Annotated in this window: 10 protein-coding genes; 1 reads left to right on the top strand and 9 read right to left on the bottom strand. The window is 71.4% G+C overall.

Annotated features, from left to right (window positions below):
• The 5 genes from K7G60_RS30450 to K7G60_RS30430 form a co-directional block, all read right to left on the bottom strand.
• A partial coding sequence (locus K7G60_RS30450; protein ID WP_225804197.1) for a class I SAM-dependent methyltransferase occupies positions 1–764 on the bottom strand: 764 nt, incomplete at its 3' end.
• Positions 761–961 carry a hypothetical protein gene (locus tag K7G60_RS30445; RefSeq protein WP_225804196.1) on the bottom strand — a complete coding sequence of 67 codons (201 nt, stop codon included), beginning with the start codon at positions 959–961 and terminating at the stop codon, positions 761–763. The genes K7G60_RS30445 and K7G60_RS30450, both read right to left, overlap by 4 nt.
• 189 nt (positions 962–1,150) lie before the next feature.
• Positions 1,151–2,197 carry a phosphotransferase enzyme family protein gene (locus tag K7G60_RS30440; RefSeq protein WP_225804195.1) on the bottom strand — a complete coding sequence of 349 codons (1,047 nt, stop codon included), beginning with the start codon at positions 2,195–2,197 and terminating at the stop codon, positions 1,151–1,153.
• Between the two features lie 141 nt (positions 2,198–2,338).
• The gene (locus K7G60_RS30435; RefSeq protein WP_225804194.1) at positions 2,339–4,231 is read right to left on the bottom strand and encodes an ATP-binding cassette domain-containing protein; all 1,893 of its coding nucleotides are present in this window, start codon (positions 4,229–4,231) and stop codon (positions 2,339–2,341) included.
• Between the two features lie 358 nt (positions 4,232–4,589).
• A complete protein-coding gene (locus tag K7G60_RS30430) occupies positions 4,590–5,036 on the bottom strand; it encodes a DUF1772 domain-containing protein (protein WP_225804193.1) in 447 nt (148 codons plus the stop codon).
• 91 nt (positions 5,037–5,127) lie between these two features.
• Between K7G60_RS30430 and K7G60_RS30425 the strand changes: the two genes are divergently transcribed.
• Positions 5,128–5,706, top strand: coding sequence for a TetR/AcrR family transcriptional regulator (locus tag K7G60_RS30425; protein ID WP_225804192.1), 579 nt, complete (start codon positions 5,128–5,130; stop codon positions 5,704–5,706).
• A gap of 303 nt (positions 5,707–6,009) precedes the next feature.
• On the opposite strand, the gene K7G60_RS30420 is transcribed toward K7G60_RS30425, so the two are convergent.
• The 4 genes from K7G60_RS30420 to K7G60_RS30405 all read right to left on the bottom strand — a co-directional run bounded on the left by K7G60_RS30420 (position 6,010) and on the right by K7G60_RS30405 (position 10,065).
• Entirely contained in the window at positions 6,010–7,053 is a 1,044-nt protein-coding gene (locus tag K7G60_RS30420; protein WP_225804191.1) for a LacI family DNA-binding transcriptional regulator, read from the bottom strand.
• Between the two features lie 110 nt (positions 7,054–7,163).
• The gene (locus K7G60_RS30415) at positions 7,164–7,997 is read right to left on the bottom strand and encodes an ATP-binding cassette domain-containing protein (protein ID WP_225804190.1); all 834 of its coding nucleotides are present in this window, start codon (positions 7,995–7,997) and stop codon (positions 7,164–7,166) included.
• Positions 7,994–8,989, bottom strand: coding sequence for an ABC transporter permease (locus K7G60_RS30410; protein WP_225804189.1), 996 nt, complete (start codon positions 8,987–8,989; stop codon positions 7,994–7,996). The genes K7G60_RS30415 and K7G60_RS30410 overlap by 4 nt, the downstream gene beginning before the upstream one ends.
• A 62-nt stretch (positions 8,990–9,051) precedes the next feature.
• Positions 9,052–10,065, bottom strand: coding sequence for a sugar ABC transporter substrate-binding protein (locus K7G60_RS30405; protein WP_225804188.1), 1,014 nt, complete (start codon positions 10,063–10,065; stop codon positions 9,052–9,054).
• Positions 10,066–10,260 lie beyond the last annotated feature (195 nt).

The raw sequence follows: 10,260 nt of genomic DNA, 5'->3' as shown, positions 1-10,260 counted from the left end.
TCCGGTCGACGGGCGAGGGTGTGCACGAGATGACCGATGTCCCGGTGGGGGCTGCGCCAGGAGGCGGCCCATTCCAGCTCCAGAGCCGCCTCGTACGCGGCCCTTTCCGGGGCCCAGGTGTCGTCGAGGTGGTCGTGGAAGATCCGTACGCCCTGCCAGGCCAGAGGGGTGAGCCCGTGCCCGGCCGCCAGCCGGTCGAGGGCTTCGGCGGTGTCGGCGCGGGTCTCCAGGCCGAGGTTGCCGACGCTTCTGTCCGTTTCGGACTCGATGAGCCGGCGCGCACTCCCGTAGTCACCGGCCAGCGCCTCGCGTACCCCGATGGCCCGGCGGTTCTTGGCGAGGATGCTCAGCAGGCCCCCGGGTGCCACCTGTTCGGCCAGCCGGGCGAGCGCCTCACCGGGTTCGTCCAGGTACATCAGCACGCCGTGGCAGCAGACCGCGCCGAACCCCTCATGACCGAAGGGGAGGCTGTGGATCCCGGCCTCGAACAGTTCCACGCGCTCGCGGAGTTCAGGCCGGGCCGTGAGCCGGGCCGCGACGATGGCCAGCATGCGGCGGTCCGGGTCGACGCCGGTCACCCGGTGCCCGGCGGTGGCGAGCCGGACCGTCATCTCGCCGGTCCCGCAGCCCACGTCCAGGATCCGTACGGGCGACGCCGGCAGTTCGGCGCGCAGGCGGCGCTCGACGAGGTCGTGTCGCAGTCGGCCCCGGGCGCTGTCGGAATGCTCGGCGTAGGCGGCGCCGACGGCAGAGAAACCGGTCACCGGGAGCACCCCGTCTCCGTGTACGTCACGGCTTTCGCCGGCCGGCCGCCGACGTCGCCGGCGGGGTGCTCGGTGGCGTGCCGTCGGAGGACCCGCCGGGTGGAGGGGAACACGGTCAGGTACGGGAGCTGCTCCAGGCTTCGGCGGGCGAGGTACTCGCCGATCGCGGATCGCAGGTGGTCACGGGACGGGTGCATGCCAGTACCTCACCAAGCTCGGGACGGACGCGAGAAGCGGGAGAACGCGGGAGGAGACGTGGGGCACGTCAGAACCTCACCATGGTGGTCTTGAGGACGGGAGCGAGACGAGGCCGCCGAGGAGTCGCGTCGTGCGGCAGTGTCGGAGCCGGCTGATGCGGCTCGGTCGATGCGGCTCGGCGGAGACGGCTATTGGAGGCGGTCCCTCAGCACCTCCTCCGCCTCGTCCAGCCGCTCGCGCAGGGCGACGGCGGCCTCGACCCGGTCTCGGGCGTACGCCTCCAGCGACTCGGTGACGGGCCCGAGACCGTCCACGACCGCGTTGAGCGGATACACGGTGCACCCCAGGTACGCGGCGGTCAGCCGTACCACGCTCACCAACTCCTCCACCGGCACCGCCGGATGGCGCCGGTGGTAGGCGGCGACGAGGCGCCCCAGCCCCTCGGGCCAGTCCGGTCGGGCGAGGACGGTACGCGGGTCGAGTGCCAGCCGGCCGAGCTCCCACATGAGGCTGCGCCGCCCCGGCGCGGCGAAGTCGATCACCGCCGCTACGTCGTCTCCACGCAGGAGGACGTTCGGACCGGACAGGTCCCCGTGGACCAGCTGCGAGGTCGTCCGCTCCGGAGCCTTCTCCAGCAGCCGCTCCACCGTCGGCAGCCCGGCCAGCCGCTCGCGTGCCGTCTCCAGCGCCCATCGCTCGAAGTCCGTACGAGGAGGATCCGCCGCGTAGCGGTGAACGAGGCCTTCGAGCCGGGACCGGCTGCGCACGGGGTCGACCGCCCTGTCGCGTGCCTCGAGCCGGGGCGGCCCGGACCGGTGGCGGGCCAGGCCATGGTGCAGGCGGCCGATCGCCTCCCCTACGGCCTCCCATCGACGTCCGGTGAGCCGGCCGTCGGCGGTGACCGTGTCGTGCAGGTATCGGGTCACCGACATGGTCACCTCCCCGGCGGAGGCGACCAGTCGCCGGTGGTCGACCGTGTAGCGGGCACGGGCGACGGGTACGCGGCACAGCCGGGCGTACTCGCTCAGGGCGGCGGCGCTCTCGGCCGTACTTCGATCTGTGCCGGCCGGGTAGGTCTTGACGAACCAGGCGGTGCCCGCGTCGGTGGTGGCCACGTAGTTACGGGTCGCGGTCCCGGACGGGCCCGGAGTCAGTGACGCCGGAACGATGCCGAACTCGGAGGTGAGCATCACCGTCACCAGGGAGATCCGGTCTCGGGGGGTCGTGGTGCTCACGACGGGTCTCCTTCACGTGGGGGTCTCACGCTCGGGCGCGAGGCGGGCAGGGAGCGGAGTGCGTGGCCGCCGACGGCGGCGAGGGAGGCAAGCACGGCCTCCTCGCCCCCGCCCGTCACGGACGGGCGGGGGCGGAAGCGGTCAGCGGTCCTGGGAGAGCTCGAGCAGCTCGGCGAAGGTTCCGCCGCCGTGGACGAGGTCGTCGTACCGGCCCTGTTCGGTGATCCGTCCGTGCTCCATCACGACGATGTGGTCCGCGATCCGCGTGTTCTCCAGGCGGTGGGTGACCACGATCGTGATGCGGTCGGCGGCGATGGACTTGATCTGCTCGAAGATCCGGTGTTCACCGCGCGGATCCATCTGAGAGGTGGGCTCGTCGAGGATCAGCAACCCCGGGCGCCGGTAAAGGGCCCGGGAACACGCGATGCGCTGCCACTGCCCGCCGGAGAGCTCTGTGCCGCCGAAGACATCGCGGGACAGAAGGGTGTCCAGGCCGGCGGGAAGGTCCTCGACGGCCTCGCGAAGGCCGACCGCGTCGACGGCCTCCCAGACCGGGACGTCGTCGTGGGTACGAGGCTGACCGAGCGTGATGTTCTCGCGGACGCGCAGCGGCCACTGCGCGAAGATCTGCGGCACCAGACCGGTGTCCGCCCACACCGTGGCGGGGTCCACCTCGGCGAGGTCGGTGCCGTTCCACGTGACCCGCCCCTTGTCGGGCAGGTAGATCCCGGTCAGCAGTCGGGTGAGGGTGGACTTCCCCGAGCCGTTCGCGCCGACGACGGCGAGGATCTGGCCACGCTTCAGAGCGAGGGAGACCCCGTCGACCGCCGGCTTGTCCTTGCCCGGGTACCGATAGACGACCTCCTCGACTCGGATCTCCTCCGTCGGTGCGGAGTGCCTGCGGGGCCCGCGCCGGGGCGTACGGGCGGCGGCGTCGTCGAGGAAGGACTGCATGTCGCTCAAGTACAGGCTGGTGTGGAAGAGCGCGGCCCCGTGGACGACGACCTGGGACAGTGCGGCGAGCGTGGTCTGGACGGCGATGACGGCCGTCGCGGCGACAGCGAGCGCGATCCGGCCGGACATCACCAGCCACGCCAGGGCGCTCCAGGTCGCGACGAGGAAGACACCGCCGACCAGCGCGGACAGCAGAGCGATCCGCAGGGTCCGTGGGGTGGCGGCCAGGGTGCGGCGGTCGCACCGGTCGGACAGGGCCCGGTACCAGAAGGCCAGATAGTCGGTCATCGAGTTGGCGCGGACTTCGTCGCCGTACTTCGACGTGGTCGCCCACCAGCGCATCATCCCCCTCACATTGCGGTCCGCCACGTTGGCGTAGTGGATCTCGTAGTCGACCCGGGCGCTCAGGACGGCGCCGACACCGGCCGGCAGCACGGAGAGCAGGAGCAGCGGCAGCATCAGCGGGTTCAGCACCGACAGCACCCCGCCGGCGGTGACCATGCGGATCAGCGCGGACAGGAACCGCTGGGCGTCGGTGACCATCACGTGCGTGCGGATCACCCCCATCTCGGCCGCCTCCTGCCGGTCCGAGAACCCCTCCTCCGCGTACGCGGACGCTTCGACCCGGCACACCGCCTCCACCAGAGCGCTGTCCGTCTCCGTCGTCAGCCGCGGGGTGATCCGCCGCTCCGCGTACGTGGCCACCGCCGCCGCACCGCGGCCCAGTGCGGCGGCGAGCGCGACCACCAGCAGTGCCGGGAGGGCTCCCTGCAGTCGGTCACCGGCGGAGCCGTCGCCGAGGACGGGCCGCATGGCGCGTGCGGTGGCGGCCAGCACCACGGCGGCCGAGACCCCGGTGAGGGCCTGGCAGACGAGCAGCGATTGCACGGCACGCCGATCGGTCCGCCACGCCAGCCGGGCGATCCTGCCCAGGACGGCCGGGAGCTGTCCGCACATCCGCCGGAAGGAGACCTCGGCGAGCGGGTTGACGGAGTACTGCCCGCTGTACGTGATCTCCGCCGGTGGGGGTGGAGCCGGCGCGGTGGTGCCCTGCTGTTCGTTGGAAGCGGTCGAGGTCAACGTGGTCCCCCTGACGGTTGTCCGACGTGGTCAGGAGGTTCAACGAGACCGTCGGCATATCGAACACATGTGTTTCGGTCTCCCTCGGAACCCCGGGATTCGGCGCGTGGCGGAGCATGGAGGATGCATCGACCCGCCTCGGGCAAGAGGACGGGAGGAAAGGGGTGTTGGCCGAAACGCCGGTGATGCCGCTTCGTGTGACCCTGCCGGTCCGAGTGCGTCGGACGGGACGTCGGACCGGCCTGCCTCGACCTCGCCGCCGCCGTCTGCGGCTTCCCGCGACGCCTGCGGGGGGACCGCACTTCGGGTGCACGGCCGAGCGGGTGCGGCCGGTGACCGGGTGGGTGGGCCGGCGGGCTCAGGTGAGGGCGGCGACCAGCAGGGTGAAGGCGGCGATGATGACCGCGACGCGGACGTAGTGGAAGCGGTCCCAGCGGTTCATCTGCTCCTTCCAGTCGGCGGGCCGGTTCTCGGGGGTCCACGTCTTGCCCCGGTTGTTGATCGGGACGAGCAGCAGGACCGACATGATCACGCTCACGATCAGCAGTCCGGCGGCGACGACGACGAGGCCGGTGCCGGGGTGGTGCCATCCGGCGATGGCCCAGACCGCGCTCAGGACGAGCGAGCCGATGTACCAGAACGGCATCAGGGCGCCCAGCATCCGCCCCCCGTGGGCACGGCCGAGCTGGCCGCTGTCCTCGGGGAGTGCGTCGAGTATCCGGTTGACGACGAAGGCGACGGAGAACTCCACCCCCACCATCAGGCCGACGATCACGGTGGTGAAGACCTGGAGTGCGTCGAGCATGAGGACCCCTCCTGGGATCTAGCGCTGCTAGGTGTTGAGGCAATGCTAGTACTGCTGCCGCTCGATTGTCTAGCGGTGCTAGGATCGAGTCATGTCGGTACAGGAACGCAAGCGGCGCGAACGGGCGGACCGAGAGCGCCTCATCGTGGAGACGGCCCGCGAACTCGCCGAGCAGCAGGGCTGGGACGCGGTCACCACCCGTCGGCTCGCCGAGCGCATCGAATACAGCCAGCCCGTCCTCTACAGCCACTTCCGCGGCAAGCGCGAGATCATCGGCGCCGTCGCCCTCGAGGGCGCCGCCGAGATGGCCGTGGCGCTGCGGGCCGCGACCTCCGCCGCGGACGGCCCTCGCGCCCGGGTCGCCGCCCTCGCCCGCGCCTACCTCGACTTCGCCGAGCGGAACCCGGCGGTCTATGACGCCATGTTCCAGCTCGACGGCGGCCTGGCGTTCGCGCGGGAGGACACCCCGGAGCCGCTGAAGGACGCCTTCGCCGCCCTGCTGGAAAGCCTCGGCGAGGTCGCGGGGGAGGGCGTCCACCCGGGGCTGTTCACCGAGACGTTCTGGGCGGCCCTGCACGGGCTGGTCACCCTGACCCGGGCCCGGCGGCTGCCGCCGGAGTACACCGAGCGGAGGGTGGAACTGCTGGTGGACCGGCTCGCCGTGGTCTGACGCTCCGTCTCGGCGGGTGGGCAGTGGGGCCCTCGGCCCGGGCCGAGCCGGTACGGCAGTCGCAGGGGCCGCTGACGGCCCCGCAGGGCGCCGGCCCCTGTGCGGGGAGCCGAGTGGCCGGCGCCGGCGGGCACCGGTCTGCGACATGCGAAGGAACTCGGAGGTTTCCTCCAGGGACGGCCCCGGGCGCTCGGCCGCCCCGGCCGGCGCCGGCCGCTCCACGGCGTCCTCCGAGGGCGGGGAGGGGAAGGGCGAAAGCCGCGCTCACATGCCCGCGAGCCCCAGGGGCCGCGAGCGTGTCGTTCAGCTTCCTGCCGGTGTCTGTCCGGCGGCGTGGGGCAGCGGTTCGCTGGAGCCGCGGACCACCAGACGGGTGGGCACCATGATGGTCCGGGCGCGGCTGCGGTCGCCGTCCAGGCGGGCGAGGGCGGTCCTGGCCGCCGCCTCGCCGATGGCCGCCGGGTCCTGGGCCACGACGGTCAGGGCCGGTTCGAGGACGTCGGCGAGCGGGAGGTCGTCGAAGGTGACCAGGGCGACGTCCTTGCGCCCCGCGCGGGTGAGCCGGGCGATGACCCCGAGGGCCATGATGTTGTTCGCCGCGAACAGCGCGGTGGGGGGATGCGGCAGGTCGAGCAGCGCGGTGGTCTCGGCGGCGGCCGCGTCCTGGCTGTGGGCGCCGGTCACCAGGGTCTGGTCATAGGGCAGGCCCGCCTCGGCGAGCGCGGAGCGGTAGCCGGCGAGCCGCTCGCGCCGGGTGTAGAGCTTGGCGGGAAGGTCTCCGATGAAGCCGATCCGGCGGTGGCCGCGGGCGATGAGGTGGGAGACGCCCTCGTGGACGCCGGTCCGGTTGGAACTGACGACGCAGTCGGCGGACAGCCCGACGCCCGGCCGGTCGAGGAAGACCACCGGCAGACCGGCCGCGCGCGGTGCCTTGAGATGGCCGTGGTCGGCCCCGAAGGCGGGGACGACCATCAGCATGCTGACGCGCCGGGCGAGGAAGGTCTGGATCAACGCCCTTTCCCGGTCGGGGTCTTCGGCCGACGAGCCCATGAGCAGGGTGAGCCCCCGGCTGCGCACGAGGTCCTCCACGCCGCCGGCGACGGTGCCGAAGAAGGGGTTGCCGAGGTCGGGCACGACCAGGCCGACGGTGGTGTCGGGGCCCCCGACCCGGATGTTGCGGGCCATCAGGTTCGGCTGGAACCCGAGCTTCGCGACCGCGGCGAGCACGCGCGCGCGGGTCTCCGGGGAACTCGGCCCGTCCTCGTTGAGCACCCGGGACACCGTCTTGGCGCTGACGCCCACTTCCCTGGCCACATCGGCCAGTGTGGGGCGACGGTTCGCGGCCATGTACCACCGTTCCTGTGCGTTCGTCGGGCCCGGCCCCTGCCCGGGGCCGGGCCCGCTGTCCTGACTGTGCGGCGACCCTGCGGTCTGCGCGGCGCCGCCCCTGCGGCGACTCAGTGCGCGGAGACGCCCGCCGCCTCGGCGGCATCCGCGTCGGCAACGACGGTACCCCCATCGTCGCTCACCCGGAGCGCTCCCGTCATGATCGCAACGACCTCCGCCATGGAATGGTCGGACGGCTTGATCAGCGCCTCGCGACGGCCGAGCCGGTGGATGTGGATGCGGTCGGCGATCTCGAAGACGTGCGGCATGTTGTGGCTGATCAGGACCACGGGCATGCCCTTGTCGCGGACCCGGCGGATGAGGTCGAGGACCTGGCCCGACTCCTTGACGCCCAGTGCGGCGGTGGGCTCGTCCATCACGACGACGCTCTTGGCCCAGGCGACGGACCGAGCGACCGCCACGGCCTGGCGCTGGCCGCCGGAGAGCGTCTCCACCGGCTGCGTCAGCGACCGCAGTCCGATCTTGAGGTCGGCCATGTGCGCCGCTGCCTCCCGGCGCATGCGCTTCTTGTCGAGCATGCGCAGCCCGCTGCCGAGGAAGCCCGGCCGCCGCAGCTCGCGCCCGAGGAACATGTTGGAGGCGATGTCCATGGAGGCGGCGACGGCCAGGTCCTGGTAGACGGTCTCGATGCCGTGCTGCCGGGCGCTCTGCGGGCCGGTGAACCTGATGGGTTCGCCGTTCAGCCGGATCTCGCCCTCGTCGGGGGTGAGCGCACCGGTGAGGGCCTTGATCAGGCTCGTCTTGCCGGCGCCGTTGTCGCCGATGACGGCGAGGACCTCGCCGGGCAGCAGGTCGAAGTCGGCGCCGTCGATGGCGGTGACATGGCCGTACCGCTTGACCAGGCCGCGGGCCTGGAGCACGGGCGTGACATCGGAAGTGCTCATCGTGCCTTCCTCCGGGAGATCTGGTCGACGGTGACGGCCAGGATGACCAGCACGCCGGTGATCAGGGTCTGGTAGATGGAGGCGACGCCCATCAGCTGGAGGCCGTTGCGGAACACACCGACGATGAGGACGCCGATGAAGGTGCCGAGGACGGAGCCCCGCCCGCCGAAGAGGCTGGTGCCGCCGAGGACGACGGCGGTGATGCTGTCCAGGTTGTCGGTCTGGCCGGCCTGCGGGTCGCCGACGCCGGTGCGGGAGATCAGGAGCAGTGCGGCGATTCCGTAGACGGCTCCGGCCAGGGCGTAGAGGCCGACCGTCAGCCGGGAGGTGCGGATGCCGTTGAGGCGGGCGGCCTCGGGGCTGTTGCCGAGCGCGTACACGTGCCGGCCCCAGGACGTGCCGCTCAGCGCGTAGGCGAAGAGCAGGAACAGGGCGATCGTGACGAGCGAGCCGTAGGTGATGTCGGTGTTGCCGAGCGGGAAGGTCTCGCCGAGGGCGGTCAGGGGTGCCGGGAGGTTGGTGATCGTCTGCTCGGCCGAGTAGATGTGGGTCAGGGCGAACGCCACGTTCAGCATGCCGAGGGTGACGATGAACGGCGGGAGCGGGATCAGCTGCACCAGCAGGCCGTTGACCAGGCCGAAGCCCGCGCTGACGACCAGTCCGAGAGCGATCGCGGCGAGCGGCGGCAGGCCGCCCTCGGCGGCCGTCTTGGCGATGACGATGCTGCCGAACGCCATGACGGCACCACAGGAGAGGTCGATGCCGGCGGTGAGGATGATCAGGGTCTGACCGATGGCCAGCGTGCCCACGACCATGACCTGCTGGACGATCAGCGAGAAGTTGCCGCCGGAGAGGAACTGTTCGGTCGTCAGGGAGAAGAACACACAGGCCAGCAGCAGGGCGACGAGCGGGCCCGTGGTCGGGGTGGCGAGCAGCCGGCGGACCGTGGTCGGTCCTTTCAGCTGGTCGTAGGGCAGGGGAGTGGCGGACATGCGGATTCCTTGCCGGTGGTCGGTGGTCGGCGGGGGCGGGGTTCGTCAGGGGAATGCCGGGCTCAGCCCCAGCACTTCTCCAGGCCGTACGCGGTGTCCTCGGCGTCGACACCCGGCTTGGCCGCGTCGGTGATGAGCGTGACGCCGGTGTCGGTGTAGCCGGAGGCCTTCTTGCCGCCCTCGGCGAAGTCGGCGACCGCCTCGACACCCCGGGACGCCATGTCGAGCGGGTACTGCTGCGAGGTCGCCGCGATCTTGCCTTCCTTGACGGCCCTCGTGCCGGTGCAGCCGCCGTCGACGGAGACGACCAGCACCTTCTTCTCCAGGCCCTTCGCCTTGAGCGCGGTGTAGGCGCCCAGCGCGGCCGGCTCGTTGATGGTGTAGACGACGTTGACGTCCGGCGACTTCTGGAGACAGTTCTCCATCGCCGTCTGGCCCTTGGCCTGGTCCCCGCCGGTGTCCTGCATGCACACGATCGACGGGTCGCCCTCCGCGATGCCGAAGCCCTTGAGGAAGCCCTGGTGGCGCTGCACGCCCACCGCGACGCCGGGGGCGAGGTCCAAGGTGGCGATCTTCGCCGGCTTGCCGGCCATGGCGGCCTTGGCGTACCGGCCGATGAGCTCGCCCGCCTTGACGTTGTCGGTGGCGAAGAGGGCGTCGGTGGCGTCCTGCGGCTCGGTGGGGCTGTCGAGCGCGATGACCAGGATGCCCTTGGCGCGTGCCTTCTCGAGGGCGGGGACGATGGCCTTGGAGTCGTTGGGCGTGATGAGGATGCCCTTCACCCCGGAGTTGACCATGTTCTCGATGGCGGTGACCTGGCCCGCGTTGTCGCCGTCGAACTTGCCCGCCGCGCTGATGAGTTCGACGCCGTTGTCCTTCGCGGCCCGCTCGGCGCCCTCCTTCATCTTCACGAAGAACGGGTTCGTGTCCGTCTTGGTGATCAGCCCGACCTTGGTGCCACCACCGCCGGATCCTCCCTGCGCACCGGAGCCGCAGGCCGTCAGGGCCAGCGCCGAGACGGCCGTGAGGGCGGTGAATCCGATGGAGACGCGGAGGGTGCGGTTTCTGCGAAGCATGACTGATCTCCTGCTGGGCGAGGACGGAACGGCCGCGTGGGCCGAAGAGCCACGGCGCGAGGGGACTGTTGCTGTCCGAAGGCGCCGGAGGCGGTGTCATCGTTGACCTATGTCATCGTTGACACCGCTTGCGGAGGATGATGAACTCCGTCACCCGGAAACGTCAATGCCTTGGCGCCGTCACAAATCGGCAAC

Origin of the sequence: Streptomyces sp. NK15101, from assembly GCF_020400725.1 — a bacterium.
Lineage (GTDB): Bacteria > Actinomycetota > Actinomycetes > Streptomycetales > Streptomycetaceae > Streptomyces.
The sequence above is the reverse complement of the archived record's forward strand: the minus strand, read 5'-3'. Positions and strand labels throughout refer to the sequence as shown.

Bases quoted from the DNA above. Each gene is read 5' to 3' on its own strand.
- K7G60_RS30410 (WP_225804189.1), bottom strand. From the start codon at position 8,989: ATGTCCGCCACTCCCCTGCCCTACGACCAGCTGAAAGGACCGACCACG.
- K7G60_RS30430 (WP_225804193.1), bottom strand. From the start codon at position 5,036: ATGCTCGACGCACTCCAGGTCTTCACCACCGTGATCGTCGGCCTGATG.
- K7G60_RS30425 (WP_225804192.1), top strand. From the start codon at position 5,128: ATGTCGGTACAGGAACGCAAGCGGCGCGAACGGGCGGACCGAGAGCGC.
- K7G60_RS30405 (WP_225804188.1), bottom strand. From the start codon at position 10,065: ATGCTTCGCAGAAACCGCACCCTCCGCGTCTCCATCGGATTCACCGCC.
- K7G60_RS30415 (WP_225804190.1), bottom strand. From the start codon at position 7,997: ATGAGCACTTCCGATGTCACGCCCGTGCTCCAGGCCCGCGGCCTGGTC.
- K7G60_RS30445 (WP_225804196.1), bottom strand. From the start codon at position 961: ATGCACCCGTCCCGTGACCACCTGCGATCCGCGATCGGCGAGTACCTC.
- K7G60_RS30420 (WP_225804191.1), bottom strand. From the start codon at position 7,053: ATGGCCGCGAACCGTCGCCCCACACTGGCCGATGTGGCCAGGGAAGTG.